The organism is Bradyrhizobium sp. USDA 4532 (assembly GCF_024171315.1).
In the GTDB taxonomy this organism is placed as follows: domain Bacteria; phylum Pseudomonadota; class Alphaproteobacteria; order Rhizobiales; family Xanthobacteraceae; genus Bradyrhizobium; species Bradyrhizobium australafricanum.
Window position 1 is genome coordinate 4,737,757 of the sequence record NZ_JALJZN010000001.1, and the last position, 22,331, is coordinate 4,760,087.

Here is a 22,331-nt window from a genome sequence, read left to right on the forward strand (position 1 = left end):
ATGTTCCCGCGCCGCGATTTGCTCCAAAGCTGCCCAATGAATGCGGCCAAGGATCGTTCGCGCGGACAACTAAAAGTGAAGAGAGTTTGTCCCGGGAGTTCCCTATTCGACCTTGCCGATCTTCTTCACCGCCGCGATCAACCGCGCGCTGTCGTCTGCAACAAATTTTGAGAACGCCGGCGCGTCCATATAGGCGACAGGACTGCCCGCAGTCTCGAAAGTCTTGATCACCTCCGGCGCCTTCACGGCATCAGCCATCGCCGCGCGCAGCCGCTCCATGATCGGCGCCGGCAGCGCTGACTGCGCGAACAGTCCCGCCCAGATGTAGAACTCGACGTCCCTGTAGCCGAGTTCCTTGAAGGTCGGCAGATCGGGGAAGCTCGCGATCCGCTCGGCGCCCCAATTGGCGAGCACGCGCATCTTGCCGTCCTCGACCTGCTGCTTGAGCGTGCCCGGCGCCGACGCCAATGCCTGCACGGTGCCGGAAAGCAGTGCGGTGAGCGCCGGGCCTGCGCCGCGGAACGGCACATGCAGCAGCTTGATTCCTGCGCTCGCCGCGAACATCTCCATCGCGACATGCAGCGTGCCGTACGGACCGGACGAGCCGTAAGGAATCTGTCCCGGGCGTTTCTTCGCATCGTCGACGAATTCCTGCAGCGTCTTCCACGGCGCCGAGGCCGGCACCGCGAGCAGCGTCGGGTCGGCAAGCACACGCGCGATCGGCGCGAACTGCGACACCTCGTAGGCAACCGGACGATCGAACAGCCGGTCGGCCTCCGGCAGCACCGCGAGCGAGGACAGCGTCATCAACAGCGTATAGCCATCGGGCTCGGCGCGCGCGGCCTGCGCATTGCCGATCGATCCGCCCGCTCCGCCGGCGCGATTGTCGACGATCACGGGCTTGCCGAGGATACGCTCCAGCGCGAGCGCCACCGGTCGCGCCGCAAGGTCGGCCTGGCCGCCGGCCGGAAACGGCACGATCATCGTGATATTGCGGTTGGGATAGGCGGCTTGCGCAAACGCGGAGTTGGCGAGCGCAGCCTGCGCAAGCGGCAATGCGGCAGCGGCGCGCAGGAGTTCGCGGCGGTTCATCGAGAGTTTCTCCCCAATCATCTTTTTTGGCGATCGCAACCGATCGCGATGCCGCAGTCAGAGCCGCGGCTTGGTCGCATCGTGCAGGACCGGAGCGCTGATCTCAAGCGTCCCGCGCGTCGCACCTGACGCCGACTGACCGATGGGGAAGATCGAGCCTGGTCGGCCGAGTGCATGTTGAGATTCGATCGAATAACGACGGCGCTGTGCTCCCTCTCCCCGTTCTTGCGGGGAAAGGGTCGGGGTGAGGGGCTGCCTCCGCGTAAACGGCGACAGTTGGACTTGTGGAGGCTCCCCCTCACCCGGAACGCATCTAACGATGCGTCATAGCCGAAGCTCCGCTTCGGCGTTCTTGAGAACGGCCGCCAAAGGCGGCCTATACCTCTCCCCGCACGCGGGGCGAGGTAAAGCTGAATCCGCTGCGCGATGTGATGTAAGTCATCTTGCTCTAGCGCTTGCGCGCCGCCCTGCGGGTCTTTCCGACCGACCGCTTGCTGGCCGCGCCGCGCTTGGTCGCGGTCTTCTTGCTGGCGGCCGCGCGTCGGACCGGAGCAGCCGCGGCCGGCCGCTTGCGCGCCGGCGCCTTCTTCGGCGCCTTCCTGGCCGTTTCCCTCACGGCTTTCCTGGCGGCCTTCTTCGCTGCTTGCGGACGCGCGCGTCGCGCGGTTGTCGCGCTGCGGCGCCGCGTGCTGCTGCCTCCGATCGGAACGAGGTGGTCGTTGGCATCCAGCGTGAGCTGCTGGAGCGGGAACGCCGGCAGGAAGCTCGGGTCGTTGTAGAGCTTGCTCAAACTGTCCTGGTCGAACTTGCCGCCCTGCCCGCGGTCCTCGCCCGCGCCGGCGCGCCAGGCCGCTTCCCAGACCCGGGCCAGGGTCTTGGCACCGTCCTGCATGCAGGCCGCGGTGGCGTCCTTCAGCTTCGACCACAGCGCCTCGACCTGTCCGCTGCCCATATGCGAATTGAACAGGTTGACGATGGTCATCGGCGGCAGCCGCTTCACGGTCCGCTGCATCAGCGCGACCACGGCGACCGCAGCGTCGCGCCCGGTCGGCGTGCCGCCCGGAGCAATCTCCGCGACGTCGCTGGTCCGGGCGTCAGGAATCATCTTGATGAGATCCTTGCCGTGGCGGCCGATCATCGTGGTCTCGTACACGCTGTGCACCTTGGCATGCGCCTTGTCGCTCGGATCGAGGCCATGGTGGAATTGCGAGATGTGCAGCGGCTGGCAGGCATCGCCGATGTAATGCGCGACGATGCCCGCGGCGCAGACGAATTCCAACTTCTTGTTGGCGGCGGCGTACTCGACCATCTCGTCGAAAATCTGCCAGACCCGGAACGGCAATGCGCCGCGCCGGTCCTCGCCGATCCCTTCGTAATAGTCGTTCCAGACCTTCGGATCGACGTTGCGCGTCGACTCCGCACAAAGATCGAGCAGCGTCTTGCCGTCCTTGCCCGGCTTGTCCATGTCGGCGAAATGGTTGCTTTCGTCGGTGTGCCGGGTGAAGCGCCAGACCAGGTCGGCGACGTCGGCCAGCGGCGAGAATGTCCCTCGCTGATGCGGCTTGAGGTCGGCAAGCAGCTTGTCGTCGAGGCCGATATTGTCGGAATTGGCGTCCATCATGGTGGCGAGCTTGGGCAACTTCGCATCGATCAGACTGGTCGCGTAGGCGCCGATCTTGACGTGGCCCCATTCGCCCCAATACTCGGTGTGACCGGCGTTCCAGTCGCCGATCAACTCGACATCGAGCTCACGGCACAGCGTCGACATGCAGATCCCGAGCGCGACCTGCATCGGGACCTTGCCGCTCGATCCGAACAATTCCTGGCCGCCCCATTCGAGCGCCAGAGGACTGAGGATCCGCGCGCCGCTGGGGTTCTTCTTGGCGTCCGGATCGTCGACAAACCAGACCGTGCCGGAGTCGCCCGGATAATTGTTGAGCGGCGTGTCGCCGTCGCGCGGGCCGATCACGAAATCGCTGACATATTCCACGCCGCCGACGGTCTTGTAGCGATAGAATAAGCCGAGGATCTTGCCCTTCATCAATCCGCTGGTCGCACCGAAGGCGATCAGCGGCTGGTTGATGATGTCGAGACGGAAGGTGCCGACATTGAGGTCGACGACGTCGCCGACCTGGCCGACGCCGTAGACCTGTGCGGTCCAGCCCTTGACGTCATCGACGCGGATCAGGCCGGCATCGAGATTGGCCACCACGCGCGAGCCGGGCCAGCCGGGATAGACCTCGCTGAAGGCGCGCTTGCCGAGTTGCAGCGCATCGCTGACGCCGAGGCGGCGGTCGGTGTTCTTGAAGCCGGCGAAGATCTCGCGGCCGGCGGCGCCGACCACGTGACGGTTGGACAACGCAAACACCGTCTCGCCATTGGTGACGAGACAGCCGATCGAGCCGCGGTGGATCTTGCCCTGGATCATGGTCTGCACCGGAAAGCCGCCGCCGACCAGATCGCTCTTGAACACCGGCGGATCGACGGTGCCGGGGCTGCCCTCGTTCGGATCGACCTTGACGACGCAGGTGGGCACGACGCGACCATCCGGCAGATAGAGGAATGGAGGCACCAGCTGGTCCTGCTTCTCGGGATGGTTCTTCAGCTCGGAGCGCTTCATCCAGTCGCGGACGAAGACGAGGATGCAGGGCCACGACCAGTCCTTGACCGACGAGTTGAACAGCGTGCGCGGTCCGAGCGCCTGCGGCTTGGAGTGCGCCTTTCTTTCCGTCGCGTTGCGGTCGTTGTCCCGGATCAGATAGCGGCCGATCGCCGTGGCGTAGACCGATTGCAGATGGGCCAGATGCACGTGATAGGCCTCGCGGGCATCGAGCAGATCCTTCACCGACAATGACGTGAAGTCATGCTTGGTCAGATCAATCATCTGGTTCCTCCGAAAATGCGCTTTGCGGCAACACCGGTGCAGGACGCAGAAATAGACGATCGCGGCAGCCCTCGATCGTGGGTTAGTTCACATAAGCAATACAATTTAAAAGGGATGACACGAATGTGACGGGGCGGGCCGGATGTCCCTCCACCGCTCCGCGTGCGGATTTCTATTTCCGCTGCGCACGCCCTTTGGCGAAATGCTTCGCCAGGAAATCCGCCAGCACCTCGACGCGCGCGGGCCGCGGGCCGCCGGGCGGGGTGACGAGATGCACGGCGCCCTCGGGCTGCTTCCAGCCTTTCAGGATCACCTCGACCTCGCCCCGCGCGATCGCGTCGCCGACGATGAAGTCGGGCAGATCGGCGATGCCGAGACCGGCGAGCAGCGCGGGCATCACAGCCTCGCCATTGTTGACCCGGAGCTGGCCGGCGGGACGCACGCTCGCCTGCTCGCCCGACGCGTTGGTGTAGTGCCAGACGCCCTGAGTCGAGAGATAGGCGTAGCCGAAGCATTTGTGCTCGGCGAGATGCATCGGATGGGTCGGCCGGCCGTGGCGCTTCAGATAGGACGGCGCGGCCACCGTGTAGCGCGGCATGCCGCACAGCCGCCGCGCGATCAGCGAGGAATCCGGCAACCGCGCGATGCGCAGGCCAGCATCAAAGCCCTCGCCGATCAGGTCGACCGTGGCATCGCTCAAGTGCAGGTCGATCGAAACCTCCGGATAGGCCTCCATGAATTCCGGCAGCAGCGGCGCCACTGTCTTGATGCCGAAGCTCATCGGCACCGCGAGCCGCACCAGGCCGCGCGGCGTGGTCGATTGCGCCAGCGCCTCATTCTCAGCCGCCTCGCCGTCGGCGAGCAGCCGCGCGGCGCGCTCCGACAATTTCTGGCCGGCATCAGTCAGCGCCAACCGCCGCGAGGTGCGGTTGAACAGCCGGGCGCCGAGCCGCTCCTCCAGCCGGCTGACCGCCTTGGACACCGTCGCCTTGGACAGCGAGAGCTCGGTCGCGGCCGCCGCAAACGACCGTAATTCCACGACTTTTGCGAAGATCGCGAGCGCCTCGAAGTCCGGCAGTTTCGACATGGGCCGCTGTCCTGATTGCTCAATACTGGAAACAATGAGTTTCAATAGTTTCTATTTCTATACCACAGCCGGAGGCATATCCAAGTGCCATCAAATTCAACCGATGGAGAAATCCAATGACAAAGAAGCTCTCAGGCAAGGTTGCCCTCGTCACCGGCGGCTCGCGCGGCATCGGCGCGGCCAGCGCCCGTGCACTCGCCGCGGAAGGTGCGAGCGTCGCGATCAGCTACGTCGCCTCTCCCGAGAAGGCCGAGGCCGTGGTCGCCGAATTGAAGGACAAGGGCGTCAACGCCCGCGCCTACAAGGCTGACCAGGCCTCGTCATCCGATGTCGATCAGCTGGTGAAGACCGTCGCCAAGGATTTTGGCCGGCTCGACATCCTGGTCAACAATGCCGGTGTCGCATCGGGCGGCGCGGTCGACGACCCCAAGGCCGACACCGCGACGCTCGCCCGCCAGGAGGCGATCAACATCAACGGCGTGATCACCGCGATCCGCGCCGCCTCCAAGCTGATGGGCGAAGGCGGCCGCATCGTCACCGTCGGCTCCATGCTGGCGGACCGCGCCTCGTTCCCGGGCCTTGCCGACTACGTCGCTACCAAGGCGGCCGTCGTCGGCTACACCAAGGGCGCGGCGCGCGACCTCGGACCGCGCGGCATCACGGTGAACGTGGTGCAGCCCGGCTCGATCGACACCGACATGAACCCGAAGGACGGTGGCGAGTTTGCCGAGACGCAACGCTTGCAGCACGCGGTGCAACGCTTCGGCCGCCCGGAGGAAGTCGCAGCGGGCGTCGTGTTCCTGGCAAGCCCGGAAGCCTCGTTCGTGACCGGCACCGTGCTCAACGTCGACGGCGGCTTCGGCGCCTGATCGCAAAATTTTCTGGAGACGCCGGGCGCGGTGCGCCCGGCCTGCTCCTCAACATCGACATCAAGGGGAATGACCATGATCGAACTCAGACCATTCGCAAAGCTTGGCGGCGCCGACCACGGCTGGCTGAAGGCCAAGCACCACTTCTCGTTCGCGAGCTACTACGATCCCGATAATGTCAGCCACGGCGCGCTGCGCGTCTGGAACGACGATGAGATCGCGCCCAACTCCGGCTTCCCGGCACATCCGCACGCCAACATGGAGATCATCACCTATGTTCGCGAGGGCGCAATCACGCACCAGGATTCGCTCGGCAATAAGGGACGCACCGAAGCCGGCGACGTGCAGGTGATGAGCGCCGGCAGCGGCATCCGTCACTCCGAGTACAATCTGGAGCCGGCGAAGACCAAGATCTTCCAGATCTGGATCGAGCCGACGACGAAGGGCGGCCACCCGACCTGGGGCTCGAAGCCGTTCCCGAAGGCGGACCGTTCGGGCAAGCTCGTCACCATCGCCTCGGGTATCGACGGCGACAATGACGCGCTGCCGATCCGCGCCGATGCGCGGGTGCTCGCCACCACGCTGAAGGCCGGCGAGAGTGCGGAATACGCCGCCGACAAGGCCCGTCACCTCTATCTGGTGCCGGCGGCCGGCAGCATCGAGGTCAACGGCGTGCGCGTCAATGCCCGCGACGGCGCCGCGATCCGCGACGAGGCCAAGCTGAAGATCACCGCGCTCGAGGATGCTGAGCTCGTGCTCGTCGACGCGGCCTGATCACCACATCCACACTCGTCATGCCCGGGCTTGACCCGGGCATCCATCGGGCTTCGCAAGGGTTCTCCGTTTGATGGATTGCCGGGTCAAGCCCGGCAATGACGGGGTTCCTTAACTTCACCCTACTGCCAAACCACAAGGAGGCCATCATGGCCAAGGTTCTCGTTCTCTATTACTCCGCCTACGGTCACATCGAAGCGATGGCGAATGCCGTCGCGGAAGGCGCGCGCGAAGCCGGCGCCACCGTCGACATCAAGCGCGTCCCCGAGCTGGTACCGGCCGAAGTCGCCAAGGCCTCGTACTACAAGCTCGACCAGGCCGCGCCGATCGCCAAGATCGACGATCTCGCCAACTACGATGCGATCATCGTCGGCACCGGCACCCGGTTCGGCCGCATGGCCTCGCAGATGGCCAACTTCCTCGACCAGGCCGGCGGCCTCTGGGCCAAGGGCGCGCTGCACGGCAAGGTCGGCGGCGCCTTCACCTCGAGCGCGACCCAGCATGGCGGCCAGGAGACCACGCTGTTCTCGATCATCACCAACCTCCTGCATTTCGGCATGACGGTGGTCGGCCTGAACTATGGCTTTGCCGGACAGATGAAGCTCGACGAGGTCACCGGCGGCGCGCCCTACGGCGCAACCACGATCACCGGCGGCGACGGCAGCCGCCAGCCGAGCGAGAACGAACTCGCCGGCGCCCGCTATCAGGGCCGCGCGATCGCGGAAACCGCGAGAAAACTTCACGGCTGATGCGATGGGGGCGGCATTCTCGTTCACGATTGCCGCCCCTGCCTAAGTCGCGACGTCGTTCCCGGACAACGGCGCAAGAGCGATCGCTGCTGGAACGCCAACAGACGCCAAGAAAGGCCGATAATCGACGTAATAGGCGTCCATGCCCAGGATTGCCTGACAATTGGCCGCGAATTGAGCCCTTGAGCGGCGACAAGCCGCGTGTCATCGTGCCCGTCAATATCCAGGCCGGAGCAACATGACGGTTCCCTGTCGCGTCCTAATGATCTATCCGAAGTTCGTTCAGGACTCCTTCTGGAACTATACGGAAGCTTGTGAACTCGTCGATGCGAAGTATCCGGCGGCGCCGCTCGGACTGATCACCGTCGCCGCCATGCTGCCGAAGCATTGGGATATTCGCCTCATCAACCGTAACACCGAGCCCTTGACGGACGCCGATCTCGACTCGGCCGATCTTGTCATGATCGGCGGCATGCTCAACCAGCAGCCTGATTTTCTCCACCTGATCGATCTCGCACACCGGCACGGCAAGCCGGTATGTGTCGGCGGACCTGACGTCTCCTCCAGCCCGCATCTTTACGCCGACGCGGACTTCCAGGTGATCGGTGAGGCAGAGCAAATCATTCAGCAATTTGTCGCCGCCTGGGAAAGTGGAGAGCGCAAGGGCGTGTTCATCGCCGAGAAATTCAAGATCGACGTCACGCTAAGCCCGATGCCCCGCTATGACCTGATCAAGTTCGAGCACTATCTCTTCATTGGCGTGCAATATTCGCGTGGCTGCCCGTTCACCTGCGAGTTCTGCGATATTATCGAGCTGTATGGTCGTGTGCCGCGCACCAAGACCCCCGATCAAATTCTCGCTGAGTTGCAAGCGCTCTACGATCACGGTTATCGCGGACATGTCGATTTCGTCGACGATAATTTCATCGGGAACAAGAAAAACCTCCGCATCCTGCTGCCGCAGCTCAAAGCCTGGCTGGAGGAGCGAGATTATCCGTTCGAGTTTTCGACGGAAGCCTCGATCAATATCGCTGACGACAGCGAGCTGTTGCAGGCGATGAAGGACGCGAACTTCTTCGGGATTTTCGTCGGCATTGAGAGCCCGGATCCGGAGACCCTCGTGCAGATGAAGAAGAAGCAGAACACCCGGCGCGACATCGCCGAATGCATTCACAAGATCTATGGCTACGGCATGTTCGTCACCGCGGGTTTCATCGTCGGGTTCGATACCGAGAAAGCCTCGATGGGGCACGCGATGATCGACTTCATCGAGGAGGCGAGCATTCCAGTCTGCATGGTTGGACTGCTCTATGCACTGCCGGGCACACAGCTGACGCGGCGGCTGGCGAAGGAAGGCCGCCTGCACGAAGGCCACGATCTCATGAAAGTCGAGCAGGCGGGCGACCAATGCACGCTCGGCTGCAATTTCGACACCATACGTCCGCTGCGTGACATCCTTGAGGACTACAAGGCCGTGATCGGGCACGTGTTCGACCCGACGGCCTATGCAGGACGGCTGTCGCGGCTCGCCGCCATGCTCGACCGGTCCGACCGGCGTCGCGACCTGCCGGATGGCGACATACGCAAGAGGCTTGGCGGCATCGAGGGCGTGCACACGATCATGCGTGCCCTGCCGGAGGTCCACGAACCGTTCTGGAAGACCTTCGTTGAGGTCGCCAAGTCCAATCCGGGCGCGCTTCGCTACATCGTGATGTTGATGGCGCTGTATTTGCATTTCGGGCCATTCTCGAAACACGTGATCCGTGAGATTGACCGCCGGATTGCCGCCCTCGACGATATGCCGCCGGTGAGGGCCACGGAGCTTGGGCCGCGAACTAACCTACGTGCGGTTTGACGGCAAAGCGCGTTCGTGCGCTTCGCCGACCAGAGCACGTCGCGCGGAACCAGAGGATCGGTTCCCCCGAGGTCATCGCGACCAATTCGTAATAGCCGAAACACTGTACGTTGCGCAGCCCAGAGGTTTGTCATGACCAACACACAGAAGACCCGCTGGCCGGAACTGCCGACCGCGGCGTGGCGCGACAGCTGTGCCACGCTCCAGCTCTTCACCCAGATCGCCGGCAAGATCCGGCTGGCGAAGTCGCCCTGGCTCAATCACTCCTGGCACGTCACGCTCTATGTCACGGCGCGCGGGCTGACGACCTCGCCGATCCCCGACGGCGATCGCACGTTCCAGATCGACTTCGATTTCATCGATCACGTGCTCCGCATCTCGACCAGCGACGGCACCGAACGGCAATTCGCGCTGGCCGGTCAATCGGTCGCAAGCTTCTACGCGGCGGTCATGAGCAATCTGAAGGACCTCGGCATCGACGTCGCCATTGACGAGATACCGAACGAAGTCGCCGATCCGATCCGCTTTTCGCAGGATACGCAGCATGCGTCGTACGACGCGGATGCCGTGCGCCGGTTTCACCAGATCCTCGTGAACTGCGATCGCGTGTTCAAGCAATTCCGGACCGGCTTCCTCGGCAAGGCGAGCCCGGTGCATTTCTTCTGGGGCAGCTTCGATCTCGCGGTGACGCGCTTTTCCGGCAGAACCGCGCCGCGGCATCCCGGCGGCGTGCCCCATTTGCCCGACGAGGTGGCGCACGAAGCCTATTCGCACGAGGTCAGCAGCGCCGGCTTCTGGCCGGGCGGCGGCGCGATCGATTATCCGGCATTCTATTCCTACGCCTATCCGGAACCCGCGGGCTATCGCAACACGCCGGTACGGCCCGATGCTGCGTTCTTCAGCGAGGCGCTTGGCGAATTCATCCTGCCCTACGACGCCGTGCGGACGGCTGCCGACCCGGACAAGGCGCTGCTCGAATTCCTGCAATCGAGCTATGAGGCCGCGGCCATCAACGCGAACTGGGACCGTGCTGCGCTGGAATGCGCACCGGGCCAGCCGGGCGTGGTCCGAGGGATCTAGCGGCGCGCCGCACCGGCGGCTCAATCCTCTTCGCGACGGGTCGCCTTGGACAGTCGACGAAGGCGCATAGGTTAAATTTCGTGTTACGTCTTTACCGCATCGTTGCTTGGCCGAGCTATCTTTCGGACGACGCCCCGCGACCCCGGCCGGCTCGAACACTACAGGCAGTATATTCGTGAGCGCCCCGCAACCCGTCACGATCCCGCGACAACCATCGCACGCTGATCGGTCATGACGCGGCCATCGATCCTTGCCCTCGCGGTCAGCGCGTCGATTCTGCTGTCGGTCGCCGCGCGGGCCTGTCCCGCCTTGATCGAAGGCGTCCCGGCCGAGCGGCTCGAGGCGCTGTCACGCGGCGTCAATGCCGACGGCTGGATCGCCGATCCGCGGTCGGCGCCGCCCCGCGGCCTGCTGCGCGAGCTGCGCAAGGCCGGCATGACCCACATCCGGCTGCCGGTGCCCGCCGACTTCGTCATGCCGCGCTTCGCCGCGAAAGCCGAGATAGACGGCCGCCTGCGCACCGTCGATGCGACGCTCAAGACCCTGCTCGCGCTCGGCTATGCGGTGTCGATCGACTTGCACTCCGGCGAGCGCTTCAACGCGCTACACAAGGACGATCCGCCCAATGCGATGACCGAAATGAAGCGCGCCTGGACCGAGCTCGCACGGGTCATGCAGCGCTATCCGTCCGACCGTGTGTTTGCGGAACTGTTGAACGAGCCGGATGTCGAGGCCGCGCAATGGCAGGGCGAAGTCCGGGAGCTGGCCGGCTTCATTCGCGCCCTGCTGCCGCAGACCACACTGGTCACCGGGCCGGTCAACTGGCAGCGCGCGGATTCGCTGCCGGATTTCACTCCGCTCGACGATCCGAATGTCGTCTATGCCATCCACTTCTACGATCCGATGGTGTTCACCCATCAGGCCCATTGGGATCCGAATGAACCGCTGCACGACGTCACCGGATTGCCCTATCCGGTCCGCTCCGACGATCCCAAGGTTCAGCAGCTGCGGGAGCAACTCACCGCGCTGGACAGGCGCACGGCGCTCGCGATGGTGGACCGTGCCATTCCCGACCGCGGCATTGACAAATGGCTCGAACCGGCGGCCGCCTGGCAACGGCAATATTCGCGGCCGATCATCATCAATGAATTCGGTGTGCTCAAGGCCGGCGCGCCGCGCGATAGCCGGCTGCGCTGGCTCGCCGGCGTGACCGCCTACGCCCGGCAACAATGCTGGGGCTGGACTCATTGGGAGCTGTCGCAAGGCTTCGGCCTCGCCGACCCGGTCACTGGCAAGGTCGACCGCGAGGCGCTGAGGGCCTTGCTCGGGACCCGCTGACCCATCTGGTTAACCAGTTCTTACACAATGCGCGGCTAGATCGACGATGCGGTGTGGCACGCCCACACGTCCGGTCACGCTAGGTCAGAGCCTGTGCGAGCAGAGATAGCCCCGCGGCCGCTGTTGGCCGGCGATCTGATTCCTGCACTCGGCATCGCCGTGGCATCGATCGCATTCGCGCCGATCATGCAGACGGCCAACGCCGGGCTCGCGATCGTCGTCGAAAGCCTGATCGGCTGCGCCATCGTGCTCGCGGTGCCGGCCTACGCGCCGTCGATCGCCATCTTCATCATCTTCTTCCAGAACCTCTTCGTCTCGATCCTGTCGTCCTACATGACGACCGAGCAGGAGATGGATTTCGTCAAGGGCTACAATTTCCTGGTCATCGCGGTGATGTGGCTGGTCACGCTGGCGCTCTACGCGCTGCACGAGCGGAAACATTCCGCCGAGATCGACCAGATCATGAAATGGGGGTCGTTCACCCTCGCAACCGTGACGGCGTATTTCCTGCTCGGCGCCACGCAGGATTCGCACGCGGCCCTCGTCTATCTGCGCAACATTGCGCTGCCGCTGTTTCTGTTTCAGCTATCGCTGCTGACGGCCGCAACCTTCGAGATCCGCATCACGCCGTTCCTGGTGACGGTTGCGGCGCTGCTGATCGTCTGCGGATATGTCGAACTGCTGTTCCGCGATTTCTGGCTCTCCATCACCAACGGCTACACGTTCTGGCATTTCGACGAGCTGAAGGCGACCCGTTCCGGATCCTGGGAAGCCGAGATGCGCGCAACCGGCAGGGTGCCGGTGGATCTGATCGATCGCTTCCGTTTCAGCTTTCTCAACAGCCCGTTGTTCGAAGACCTCGGCCTCTCGTCGTTGCTGCGTATCTTCGGACCGAATATGAGCCCGATCAGCTTCGGTTACGGGATCGCCTTCTCCATCCTGTTCCTGTTCGCGGTCGGATATCGCTGGCTGGCCTTGGCCGCGATCCCGCTGCTGATTTGCTGTAGCGTAAAAGGCGCGCTCATCCTGGTCATCTTCGTGGCCCTGGCCTGGACGGCAACCTGGCTGCTCGGCGCCACCATCACCCTTGCCGTCGCGCTGGTCGGGCTCGTGCTGTACGCCATCGCGGCGATCTATATTGGACTCCAGATCGGCGACTTCCACGTGATCGGCTTCATGGGCGGGTGGGACGGCTTTCGGCAGAATCCGATCGGCCGCGGACTTGGCGTCGGCGGCAATCTCTCCGAAGGTTATTTCTCGATCGACTGGAACGCAGCGCAGGCGGCCGGCACGATGGACGGCGCGGTGGAGAGCGCCGTCGGCGTGCTGCTCTACCAGATGGGGATCGGCTCACTGGTGCCGCTTGGCTACTTCCTGGCGATGGCGCTGAAGGCCTGGCGGCTCTACGCCTCGTCGGGAATCCTCATCCAGGGGCTCGCCGCTTTCGGCACGATGGTCGTGCTGGTGAACGGCATCTTCCAGGAAGAGGCGCTGTTTGCGCCGCCGGCACTTGGGCTGTTGCTGTGCCTGACCGGGCTCGTGATCGGCCATCATCTGCGGACGCAGAGTGACGATCGGAAGGTCTCTGCGACCGACAGTGCTCCTCAATGAGGAGGGGCCCCGTCGCAGTGCGACCGAGGCCCCGCTCAACCCGCGCCGTCAGAGCGGCTTGATCTGCACCTTGCGGAACTTGACCACGCCCGAACCATACTGGAGCGCGATATAGCCGTTGGCGTGCTTGGAATCCTGGGCGTCGACGGTCTTCTGGCCGTTCAGCGTCACGACGAAATGCGGCCCCTGCGCCGTGATCTCGTAGACGTTCCATTTGCCGGCCGCCTTCGGCATCGGATCGACCTTGCCGACGTCGACAATCGCGCCGGTGCCGTAGGTCGGGTCCGGCCGCTTGTCGAAGATGTTGACCTCGTAGCAGACCTTGGAGTCGATCACCTTGTTGCCTTCGCAGCGGATGAAGATGCCGCTGTTGGCATCCTCGTCGGTCCAGAACTCCGCCCTGATCTGGAAATCCTTGTATTGGGTCTTGCTGACGAGATAGGAGAGATCCTTGCCGTCGAGCTTGTCGGCGACCAGCGCGCCGTCCTTCATCGCCCAATTGGCCTTGCCGACCTCGTCCCAGTCACCCTTCTTGGAGCTGTCGAGCAGCGTGACCCAGCCGTCGTCCCCCGAGGCGGCGGTGGAAAATTGCAGCGCGGCCGCACCGATCACAAGTCCCGCCGCCAGTATCGACAGATGCTTCTTCAAGGTTATCCTCCCGTCTTTTGGTTGGCGCGCAACCTATCATCGTCTGCGGCGGCGTAAATGCTTTTTCATATTGCAACTGCGTTGTGTCACGGATCGTTGCCGCAATCCTGAGATCAGACATGCACGGCGGCGTCTTGCCGGGCGGAAGCGAGGACGACTAGCATGGCGCGACGTACGGGCGCGGCAGTCGCCCGAGTAATCCGATCTGGGAGCATACCGATGACGGCGTCAAACCGACCTTGGCGATATCTGATGATGCCGTTGGCTTTTGCCGCGACGCTGAGCGTCAGCTCCGCGGCCGAGCTCAATCCGGCCGCCGTGACCTACAAGCTGCCTGATCAGATTCCCTGGAGCCCGGCTGACGCGCGCGGCGCACAGAATGCGGTCGTGGTCGGCGATCCCTCGAAGCCCGGCTTCTACATGGTCTACACCAAATGGACCAAGGGCAATCACTTCAGCCGTCCGCATTTCCATCCCAACGACCGCTACATCGTGGTGCTCAAGGGCACCTGGTGGGTGGGCTCGGGTCCAAAATTCGATCCCGATCACGGCACCGTGGCGATGCCGGCCGGCAGCTTCGTCACCCATTTCGGCAAGCAGGTGCACTGGGACGGCGCCAAGGACGAGGACGCCGTGCTGCTGATCATGGGCGAAGGCCCGGCCACCGCGACCGAGGTCGAGCAGAAGTAGCCGGAACCGGCTAGCAACCTTTGCATCCAGGCGGCGTTTCATCCCCTCATCATCATGACGAGGAAATGACGCATGGCAAACGCCGCTGATATTCGGGAAGATATGGATGTGATCTCGTCGGACAAGAAAACGGTCGGCAAGGTCGACCACATGGAAGGCACCGACCAGATCAAGCTGACCAAGCAAAGCTCGCCTGACGGTCAGCACCATCACCTCATTCCGCTGTCCTGGGTCGACCATGTCGACCAGCACGTCCACCTCAACAAATCGGGCTCCGACGTGACGGCGCATTGGCAGCACGGCCGCCAATAGCCGCGTTGCGCGAGGTGGGAGCGATGCTATCATCCCGGCCCAAGGAAGGGCCTTCGATGCATCCCGCCGCCAAGCTGCAATTTGCCCGCATCGTCGACGAGTTCGCGCGCTGGCGCGCCATTGCGGAACCGGAACGGCCGCCCGCTCCGGCCTGGTGGTGGGGGCCGGCATTCGAGATGCGCGATGCCGCCGAACCGCTGCCATCCGCCTGGAGCCGCCAGCTCCGCCTTGCCGACGGCGCGAGCTTTGCGGAGGCTGCCGTTGTGTTGCGCCAGACGTTGGCCGGCCAGGACATCCTGCCGTGGCCCTATGATTTCTCGCGCAAGGTCGCATCAACCGATTCCGACGTTCGCGACCTGCCCGTGCAGCCGTCAGACGACGGCGCGTTTCCGCCCTAGATCCGGCCCGGCCTCGCTGGTCGCCTCGCCATCCAGCGACGGCTGCAACGGCGGCGACGCCTCTGCCTGCGACGGCTTCAACAATTCGGCGAGATCGCGCGGCGGCAGCGGCCGGCTGAACAGGAAGCCCTGCATCTCGTCGCAGGCATGGGCGCGCAGGAACTCCTGCTGCTCGGAGGTCTCGACGCCCTCGGCGACGATGGTCATGCCAAGCGCCTTGCCCATCGAGATGATCGCCTGCGCGATCGCGACGTCCTCGGAATCATTGGGCAGGTCGCGCACGAAAGAGCGGTCGATCTTGATGGTGTCGATCGGGAACTGCTTCATCAGCGACATCGATGAATAGCCGGTGCCGAAATCGTCGATCGCCAGCCGAATGCCGCGATTCTGGATCGCGTCGAGCACGCGCACCGCACGCGTCACGTTGCGCATCACCATGCTCTCGGTGACCTCGAGCTGGAGCAACGCCGGCGACATGCCGCTCTCCTCCAGCGCCGCGTCGATGTCGTCGAGCAAGTTCGGATCGCCGAACTGCCGCGGTGAAAGGTTGACCGCCATCGTCACGGCCCTGAGGCCGCAGCGCTGCCACGCCATGTTCTGCCCGCAGGCTTCCTTCAACACCCAGCGGCCGATCGGCACGATCAGGCCGGTCTCCTCGGCAAGCGGGATGAACTGCCCCGGCGATACCTTGCCAAGCTCGGGATGGGTCCAGCGCAGCAGCGCCTCGACGCCGCTGATCTGCCCGCTCGCCATGTCCACCTTGGGCTGATAGTCGAGCGAGAATTGCTTGCGCTCGAGTGCGCGGCGCAATGCGCTCTCCATCGTCAAGCGCTCGATCGACTGCGCCCTGATCTCGTTGGAGAAGAAGCGGAAGCCATTCTTGCCGTCTTCCTTGGCGAGATACATCGCCATGTCGGCATTCTTGGTCAGCGTCTGCACGTCCGAGCCATCGGCCGGATACATCGCGATGCCGATTGAGGCCGTGGTGTGGCACTCATGCCCGCTGAGCTGCAGCGGCTGGCTGAGCGAAACCAGAAGATCGCCGGCGATGCGCTCGACGTCGTCGCGTTCGGCGGTTTCCTCGAGGATGACCACGAACTCGTCGCCGCCGAGCCGCGCCACCACGTCGCTCGCGCGCAACGATCCACGCAGCCGCTCGGCGATCGCCACCAGCAGCATGTCGCCGGCGTCGTGGCCGAGCGAGTCGTTGATCACCTTGAAGCGGTCGAGATCGATGAACAGCACCGCGAGCTGCCGGCGATGGCGATCCGCCGCCGAGATCGCGTGATGCAGCATCTCGTTGAACGTCTCGCGGTTCGGCAGATTGGTCAGGCTGTCGTGCGAGGCAAGATATTCGATGCGCTCGTCGGCCTTGTGTTTCTCATCGGCGCGATCGAAGCTCTCGAGCGCGAACGCCAGATTGTCGGCAAGGCGCTGCAGCAATTCGGCGAACTCCGGCGTGAACGTGTCCTTGTCGATCGCGACGAAGATCATGACCCCGACCACCTGCCCGCTGACAACAAGCGGAAACGAGGCGCTGGACTGCGTTCCATCGAGCCGCGCGCGCTCATGGAAAGCGGCGGTCTCGGGATCGGCAAAATAGTCGTTGATGATGCACGCCTTGCCGGAGCGGAACGCCCGACCGCAGGCGCCGCGCCCCTCGGGGTGCGCCTCGCTGGTCGAGAGCGTCACCTGGCGCGCGCCCTCCGCCGCCGGCCCCGCAATCGCGACGATCCGCAGATAGTCGCTTCCGGTCTGCGCCAGCGCGATCGTAGTCGAGGTGAACTTGCCGCCGGTCGCCGCCGCCGCGCAGACCAGTCGATACAATTCTGCGCGGGACTTCGCCCGCATGATCGCCTCATTGGTCGCGCTCAGCGCCGCGAACATCCGCGACAGCCGCTCCTTCTGCTCGTCGTCCCGCGCCTTCTCGTCGGCGCGATCGAAATTGGCAAGCGCGAACGACACGTTCTCGGCAAGCCGCTGCAACAGCGCCATCATCTCCGGGCTGAAGGTGCCGAACTCGCTGGAGAGAAACACCAGCGCGCCGATCGCCTCGCCGTTCTTGAGCAGCGGCAGGGCTGCGCCCGATTTGCTGCCGCTGTCGCGCACGGCCGGATAGACGTGCGATTCGGGGCCGAAATCGCTGAGATAGTCGTTGCTGATGCAGGGCCTGCGCGTGCGGATCGCAACGCCGGTCAGCGTCTGTCCCTCCGGACGCGTCGCGTCGGCCGACAGCTGAACCTCTCGGGCCCGCACCCGGTCCGGGCCCGAGGCGGCCACATTGTCCAGGAAGACCTCGCCCGGCCGCACCAGCCTGATCGTGGCCGAGACGAACTGGCCGCCGACCGCCGCGGCATCGCAGACCAGATCGAACAGTTCGCTGCGGGATTTCGCCCGCATGATCGCCTCGTTGGTCGCGCTCAGCGCCGCGAACATCCGCCGCAGCCGCTCCTTCTGCTCCTCGGTCCGCGCCTTCTCGTCGGCACGGTCGAAGCTGCCGAGCGCATAGGAGACGTTGTCGGCGAGCCGCTGCAGCAGCTCGGCGAATTCAGCCGAGAAGGTGTTGCGCTTGGCGGAGATGAACAGCATCACGCCGACCGGCTCGTCGTCGACGATCAACGGGAACGCCGCGCCCGATCGCGCATCCTCGCGGTCGATGACGTCGCGGAACGGATTGCTGGCGACGTCGCCCAGAAAATCGTTGTTGATGCAGGCGCGCCGCGAGCGGAACGCCCGGCCGCAGACGCCGCGCCCTTCGGGGCGAGCCTCGCTGCGCGAGACGTTGAGGCGGCGCGCATTTGCCGCGGTAGGCCCCGCGACCGCCATCATCTCCAGGAAATCGTCGCCGGGCTTCGCGATCAGGATGCTGGTGGAGTTGAATCCGCCGCCATGCGCCGCCGCCGCGCAGACCAGCTCGAACATCTCGAGCCGCGACCTCGCGCGCATGATCGCCTCGTTGGTCGCGCTCAGCGCCGCGAACATCCGCGACAGCCGCTCGCGCTCGGCGTCGGCCTTGGCCTTTTCGGTGGCACGGCCGAAATTGTCGAGCGCGACCGAGACATTCTCGGCGATCCCCGCGAGCAGCGCGATGATCTCCTCGTCGCGCGCCCAGGAATTGCCGGTGAAGAAAATCAGGACGCCGACGCTCTTGCCGAACCGGGTGAGCGGCAGCGCCACGCAGGCCATCAGGCCGCTGCCGCCGATCGGCATATGCGACGGGCCCATCGATATCGGGATGTCGTGCTCGACGCAGGGCCGCTGGGTCCGGAACGCCTCGCCGCAAATCCCCTTGCCATAGACGTTGTCCGGATCGGTCGAGAAGCGCGTCTGGGTGATCAGGTCGAGCGCCTCGCCGGTGCCGGCGACAGGCTCGAACCAGTGCGTGTCGGGTTCGGCCAGCAGCACCACCGTCGCGAAGGACTTTCCGCTGAACACCGCGGCATCGCAGACCCGCTGATAGAGATCGTGCTCGGTCTTGGCGCGAAGGATCGCCTCGTTGGTTGCGCTGATCGCACCGAACATGCGGTTGAGCCGACGCATCGCCCGCTCGCCGCTCTTGCGCGAGGCCTCGTGGTCGAAATTATCGAGCGCGAAGGACACGTTCGCGGCCATGCGCTCCAGCAGCGAAACGGCCTCGTCGCTGAGCGAATTGATCTCGCGCCGCGTCACCATGAAGACGCCGACGCTGCGCCGGTTGCAAACCAGCGGCACCGCGGCGGCCGCCCCGACGCCGGCCGCTGCCGCGCCGCTGCGCCAAGCCGCCGAAACAGCGTCGTTGACATAGTCGTTGCGGACGCAGGCCTTCTGGTCGCGGAACGCGCGGCCGGCCACGCCTTCGCCCTCCGGGGTGTTGGCGATCGCGGAAATGGTGATGCTGCATAGTCGCGCGACATCGTCGCCGTAGCCAGCCGCGAACCTCAAGAGACCGGTATCCGGCTCCAGCAAAAACACGGTCGCGGCCAGGAAGCTCCCGCTCGAGAACGCGGCTTCGCAGACCTTGCCGTACAATTCTTCTGGTGATTTCGCGTACAGGATCGCTTCGTTGGTGGCACTCAACGCCGCGAAGGTACGCCCGATGCTCGACTGCACGATTCCTGAAGGCCCGGGGGCCAACCCCTCCAATCTGGCAGGGAACATTGCCCGCGAGAGGCCTAAGTGGTGGTTAGCGTATCCGGCAAGTTGCACGACAAAGTAAACGGCTGACGAACGCCGGCGGCGGTTTTCCGGGATATTACGGACACCGGTGTGCCAGCCTGAGGCGGAGGGTGGCGAGGCGCGGATGGACGTCCTGCTCGCGCCGCCCGAGCAGCCAAATTCCGCATCGCGACCGCGCCCGTTCCACTCCGTGAAATCGCGGCGGCGAGCACCCTGCTGGCGGTATGGCCGCCCGGATTTTTCTGCCCTTGCTCGCCCCTCGGCGCTTTGAGAGCATGACGTCGACAACAGCAAGCACGACCCGCGCATCACGCGGGCAGACCGCGAGGAAAATCCCATGCCGATCGTCCAGGCCGACCGTCTCACGCGCATCGGCGCGGCACTCCTCAAGGGTGCCGGCGCATCGGAGGAGGAAGCCAGCGCAGTCGCCTCCGGCTGCGTCAACGCCAACCTCGCCGGCCACGACTCCCACGGCGTGATCGCAATCCCGACCTATATCGACCGCATCAAGGCCGGCCACATCGTGCCCGGCGCGAAATGGACCATCGTGCAGGAGACACCGACCACGACTGTGATCGACGGTCATTGGGGCTTCGGCTTCCACGTCAACGCCAAGGCGATGGAGATGACCATCAACAAGGCGAAGACCGCCAATGTCGCGGCCTGCACGGTGTTCCGCCAAAGCCACGTCGGACGGCTCGCGCATTACCCGATGATGGCGATGCGCGAAGGCATGATCGGGATTGCGGCCGCCGATTCCGGCCGCTCGCCGAAACACGTGGCGCCGTTCGGCGGCCGCGAGGCCCGGCTCGGCACCAACCCGCTCTCGATCGCGGTGCCCTCCGACCTCGAGGCGCCATTCTATCTCGATATGGCGACCTCGGCAGTCGCCGCCGGCAAGATCCAGCTCGCGGTGGCGCGTGGCGAGAGCATCCCGAAGGGTTGGATCATCGATGCCGAGGGGCGCGACACCACTGACCCGAAAGACTACCGCAAGGGCGGCGCGCTGCTGCCGCTCGGCGGCAGCGAAGGCTACAAGGGCTCGGGCCTTGCCGCGATGATCGAGGTGCTGTGCGGCCTCCTGACCGGGCTCGGCTTCGGCGTCGAGCCGACCGGCCGACACAACGACGGCTGCTTCATGGCGGTGTTCAACGTCGCCGCATTCCGTCCGCTCATGGACTTCAGGAAGGAGGTCGCCGACTTCGCCCGCTACCTGAAATCGACGCCGCCCTCGGAAGGGAGCCGCGGCGTGTTCTATCCCGGCGAGATCGAATATCTGCGCGAGCAGCAGCGGCGCAAGGACGGCATCGAGATCGAGGATGCGACCTGGGACAAGCTCAAGGCGCTCGCCGCCGATTACAAGCTCACCGATGAGCTCGACCTTCGCTGATAGTTGCGGACACAGGAGAACGACATGACACGGCAAATGGCGCTGGTTGGCTTTTTGCAGGCGCAGAACTGCACCAACCTGCCGAGCTCCTGGCGTCACCCGGAATCGCGCGACGATTCGATGTCGGCGGACTACTATCAGGAGATCGCGCGCATCCTGGAGCGCGGCAAGTTCCACATGGCGTTCTTCGACGATCGCCTCGCAATGCCCGATCGCTACGGCAACGATCACGCCCACACCGTCGAATACGGCATCCGCTGCGTGAAGATGGACCCGATCGTGGTGCTGACCACGATGGGCATGGTCACCACCAAGCTCGGCCTCGCCTCGACCGCCTCCACCACCTATTTCGAGCCGTTCGACGTCGCCCGCCGTTTCGCCACGCTCGACCTGATGACGGGTGGCCGCGCCGCCTGGAACGTGGTGACGTCGGTCAATGACGGCGAAGCGCTCAACATGGGCCGCGAGCAGCATCTCGAGCACGACCATCGCTATGACCGCGCCGACGAGTTCATGGAGGTGGTGCTCGGCCACTGGGACGCCTGGGAAGACGGTTCGCTGCTGATCGACAAGAAGAGCGGCCGCTTCGCCGATCCGACCAAGGTGAAGCGGCTCGACCACAAGGGCACATTCTTCACCTCGCGCGGCCCGTTCACGGTGCCGCGCTCGCCGCAGGGCCATCCCGTCGTGATCCAGGCCGGCGCCTCCGGCCGCGGCCAGCGCTTTGCCGGGCGTTGGGGTGAGGTGATCTTCACCGCGGCGCGCAACCTCGCCAATGCCAGGCAGGGCTATGACGCGATCCGGGGCGAAGCCGCCAAGGCCGGGCGCGATCCCGACCAGATGTTCCTCTGCAATCTGATCACGCCGGTCACCGGCGCGACCAAGGCCGAGGCCGAGGACCGGATGGCGGTGATCCAGAAGCTGCCGCTCGAGATCGACGCGTTGTCGCTGCTCGCCGAAGGCCTCAACTTCGATTTCGGCGCCAAACCGATCGACGAGCCGCTAACCACCGAGGAGTTGCAGGGCATGCAAGGCATGCTCGGCATCCGCGACGGCGTGCTGCGCACCTCCGGCAAGACCAATCCCTCGACCCGCGACTTCATCACCTTCTCCGGCCGCGGCCAGGTGCAGGACGCGATGGTCGGCGGCCCGAAGGAGATCGCCGACCGGCTGGAGGAGATGTTTGTCAATCGCGGCTGCGACGGCTTCGTCGTCGCGGCGAGCTACGTGCCGGGCTCCTATGCCGACTTCGTCAACCACGTGGTGCCCGAACTGCAGAAGCGCGGGCTGTTCCACAAGGACTACGCCGGCACGACGCTGCGCGAAAATCTCGGGCTCAAGCGCCCGGCCGCGGGCGCCTGGAAGACCCGCACGCAGGCCGCGGAATAGAGGGACATCA

The 22,331-nt window shown here is 64.7% G+C and carries 17 protein-coding genes; 12 read left to right on the forward strand and 5 right to left on the reverse strand.

Annotated elements, in window-relative coordinates; translation table 11 throughout:
- Nucleotides 1-102: 102 nt before the first annotated feature.
- From J2R76_RS21680 to J2R76_RS21690, 3 genes are all read right to left on the reverse strand, one after another.
- On the reverse strand, nucleotides 103-1,092 hold the full coding sequence (locus tag J2R76_RS21680; RefSeq protein ID WP_076827566.1) for a tripartite tricarboxylate transporter substrate binding protein: 990 nt from the start codon (nucleotides 1,090-1,092) through the stop codon (nucleotides 103-105).
- A 448-nt stretch (nucleotides 1,093-1,540) separates the two neighbouring features.
- Entirely contained in the window at nucleotides 1,541-3,976 is a 2,436-nt protein-coding gene (locus tag J2R76_RS21685; protein WP_076827568.1) for a hypothetical protein, read from the reverse strand.
- A gap of 172 nt (nucleotides 3,977-4,148) precedes the next feature.
- Complete coding sequence (locus tag J2R76_RS21690; RefSeq protein WP_016846155.1) at nucleotides 4,149-5,063, reverse strand: LysR family transcriptional regulator; 915 nt, start codon at nucleotides 5,061-5,063, stop codon at nucleotides 4,149-4,151.
- A 116-nt stretch (nucleotides 5,064-5,179) separates the two neighbouring features.
- Here J2R76_RS21690 and J2R76_RS21695 point away from each other — a divergent pair, with 116 nt between their 5' ends.
- From J2R76_RS21695 to J2R76_RS21725, 7 genes are all read left to right on the forward strand, one after another.
- Entirely contained in the window at nucleotides 5,180-5,932 is a 753-nt protein-coding gene (locus J2R76_RS21695) for an SDR family NAD(P)-dependent oxidoreductase (protein ID WP_076827570.1), read from the forward strand.
- 75 nt (nucleotides 5,933-6,007) lie between these two features.
- Nucleotides 6,008-6,706 (forward strand): pirin family protein, encoded by a 699-nt coding sequence (locus J2R76_RS21700; RefSeq protein ID WP_057015482.1) that lies wholly within the window; start codon nucleotides 6,008-6,010, stop codon nucleotides 6,704-6,706.
- Between the two features lie 149 nt (nucleotides 6,707-6,855).
- Nucleotides 6,856-7,455 carry an NAD(P)H:quinone oxidoreductase gene (wrbA, locus tag J2R76_RS21705; RefSeq protein WP_076827573.1) on the forward strand — a complete coding sequence of 200 codons (600 nt, stop codon included), beginning with the start codon at nucleotides 6,856-6,858 and terminating at the stop codon, nucleotides 7,453-7,455.
- Between the two features lie 238 nt (nucleotides 7,456-7,693).
- Nucleotides 7,694-9,310, forward strand: a complete 1,617-nt coding sequence (locus J2R76_RS21710; protein ID WP_076827575.1) for a B12-binding domain-containing radical SAM protein — start codon at nucleotides 7,694-7,696, stop codon at nucleotides 9,308-9,310.
- A 132-nt stretch (nucleotides 9,311-9,442) separates the two neighbouring features.
- Nucleotides 9,443-10,390, forward strand: a complete 948-nt coding sequence (locus J2R76_RS21715) for a DUF5996 family protein (RefSeq protein ID WP_076827577.1) — start codon at nucleotides 9,443-9,445, stop codon at nucleotides 10,388-10,390.
- A gap of 231 nt (nucleotides 10,391-10,621) precedes the next feature.
- Entirely contained in the window at nucleotides 10,622-11,728 is a 1,107-nt protein-coding gene (locus J2R76_RS21720) for a glycoside hydrolase family 5 protein (protein WP_076827578.1), read from the forward strand.
- Between the two features lie 123 nt (nucleotides 11,729-11,851).
- On the forward strand, nucleotides 11,852-13,339 hold the full coding sequence (locus J2R76_RS21725) for a hypothetical protein (protein WP_076827580.1): 1,488 nt from the start codon (nucleotides 11,852-11,854) through the stop codon (nucleotides 13,337-13,339).
- Between the two features lie 48 nt (nucleotides 13,340-13,387).
- On the opposite strand, the gene J2R76_RS21730 is transcribed toward J2R76_RS21725, so the two are convergent.
- Nucleotides 13,388-13,987, reverse strand: a complete 600-nt coding sequence (locus J2R76_RS21730) for a DUF1080 domain-containing protein (protein ID WP_057015457.1) — start codon at nucleotides 13,985-13,987, stop codon at nucleotides 13,388-13,390.
- Nucleotides 13,988-14,239: 252 nt separating this feature from the next.
- Here J2R76_RS21730 and J2R76_RS21735 point away from each other — a divergent pair, with 252 nt between their 5' ends.
- The 3 genes from J2R76_RS21735 (at nucleotide 14,240) to J2R76_RS21745 (ending at nucleotide 15,387) form a co-directional block, all read left to right on the forward strand.
- Nucleotides 14,240-14,677 (forward strand): cupin domain-containing protein, encoded by a 438-nt coding sequence (locus J2R76_RS21735; protein ID WP_057015484.1) that lies wholly within the window; start codon nucleotides 14,240-14,242, stop codon nucleotides 14,675-14,677.
- 72 nt (nucleotides 14,678-14,749) lie between these two features.
- Nucleotides 14,750-14,989: a DUF2171 domain-containing protein gene (locus tag J2R76_RS21740; RefSeq protein WP_076827582.1), complete on the forward strand. Its 240-nt coding sequence runs from the start codon at nucleotides 14,750-14,752 to the stop codon at nucleotides 14,987-14,989.
- A 56-nt stretch (nucleotides 14,990-15,045) separates the two neighbouring features.
- On the forward strand, nucleotides 15,046-15,387 hold the full coding sequence (locus J2R76_RS21745; protein ID WP_076827584.1) for a hypothetical protein: 342 nt from the start codon (nucleotides 15,046-15,048) through the stop codon (nucleotides 15,385-15,387).
- Here J2R76_RS21745 and J2R76_RS21750 read toward each other — a convergent pair.
- Nucleotides 15,361-19,476, reverse strand: coding sequence for a GAF domain-containing protein (locus tag J2R76_RS21750; protein WP_076827586.1), 4,116 nt, complete (start codon nucleotides 19,474-19,476; stop codon nucleotides 15,361-15,363). The two genes, J2R76_RS21745 and J2R76_RS21750, sit on opposite strands and share 27 nt — an antisense overlap.
- 403 nt (nucleotides 19,477-19,879) lie before the next feature.
- Between J2R76_RS21750 and J2R76_RS21755 the strand changes: the two genes are divergently transcribed.
- Together J2R76_RS21755 and J2R76_RS21760 are read left to right on the forward strand one after the other, a co-directional pair.
- Nucleotides 19,880-20,932, forward strand: coding sequence for an Ldh family oxidoreductase (locus tag J2R76_RS21755; RefSeq protein ID WP_057015461.1), 1,053 nt, complete (start codon nucleotides 19,880-19,882; stop codon nucleotides 20,930-20,932).
- A 24-nt stretch (nucleotides 20,933-20,956) separates the two neighbouring features.
- Nucleotides 20,957-22,321: an LLM class flavin-dependent oxidoreductase gene (locus J2R76_RS21760; RefSeq protein ID WP_076827588.1), complete on the forward strand. Its 1,365-nt coding sequence runs from the start codon at nucleotides 20,957-20,959 to the stop codon at nucleotides 22,319-22,321.
- Nucleotides 22,322-22,331: the final 10 nt, after the last annotated feature.

What these genes read in the sequence shown, in the direction of transcription:
- J2R76_RS21735 (WP_057015484.1), top strand. Translation starts at nt 14,240, where the DNA reads ATGATGCCGTTGGCTTTTGCCGCGACGCTGAGCGTCAGCTCCGCGGCC.
- J2R76_RS21740 (WP_076827582.1), top strand. Translation starts at nt 14,750, where the DNA reads ATGGCAAACGCCGCTGATATTCGGGAAGATATGGATGTGATCTCGTCG.
- J2R76_RS21715 (WP_076827577.1), top strand. Translation starts at nt 9,443, where the DNA reads ATGACCAACACACAGAAGACCCGCTGGCCGGAACTGCCGACCGCGGCG.
- wrbA (WP_076827573.1), top strand. Translation starts at nt 6,856, where the DNA reads ATGGCCAAGGTTCTCGTTCTCTATTACTCCGCCTACGGTCACATCGAA.
- J2R76_RS21690 (WP_016846155.1), bottom strand. Translation starts at nt 5,063, where the DNA reads ATGTCGAAACTGCCGGACTTCGAGGCGCTCGCGATCTTCGCAAAAGTC.
- J2R76_RS21720 (WP_076827578.1), top strand. Translation starts at nt 10,622, where the DNA reads ATGACGCGGCCATCGATCCTTGCCCTCGCGGTCAGCGCGTCGATTCTG.
- J2R76_RS21755 (WP_057015461.1), top strand. Translation starts at nt 19,880, where the DNA reads ATGCCGATCGTCCAGGCCGACCGTCTCACGCGCATCGGCGCGGCACTC.
- J2R76_RS21745 (WP_076827584.1), top strand. Translation starts at nt 15,046, where the DNA reads ATGCATCCCGCCGCCAAGCTGCAATTTGCCCGCATCGTCGACGAGTTC.
- J2R76_RS21710 (WP_076827575.1), top strand. Translation starts at nt 7,694, where the DNA reads ATGACGGTTCCCTGTCGCGTCCTAATGATCTATCCGAAGTTCGTTCAG.
- J2R76_RS21680 (WP_076827566.1), bottom strand. Translation starts at nt 1,092, where the DNA reads ATGAACCGCCGCGAACTCCTGCGCGCCGCTGCCGCATTGCCGCTTGCG.
- J2R76_RS21760 (WP_076827588.1), top strand. Translation starts at nt 20,957, where the DNA reads ATGACACGGCAAATGGCGCTGGTTGGCTTTTTGCAGGCGCAGAACTGC.
- J2R76_RS21685 (WP_076827568.1), bottom strand. Translation starts at nt 3,976, where the DNA reads ATGATTGATCTGACCAAGCATGACTTCACGTCATTGTCGGTGAAGGAT.
- J2R76_RS21695 (WP_076827570.1), top strand. Translation starts at nt 5,180, where the DNA reads ATGACAAAGAAGCTCTCAGGCAAGGTTGCCCTCGTCACCGGCGGCTCG.
- J2R76_RS21700 (WP_057015482.1), top strand. Translation starts at nt 6,008, where the DNA reads ATGATCGAACTCAGACCATTCGCAAAGCTTGGCGGCGCCGACCACGGC.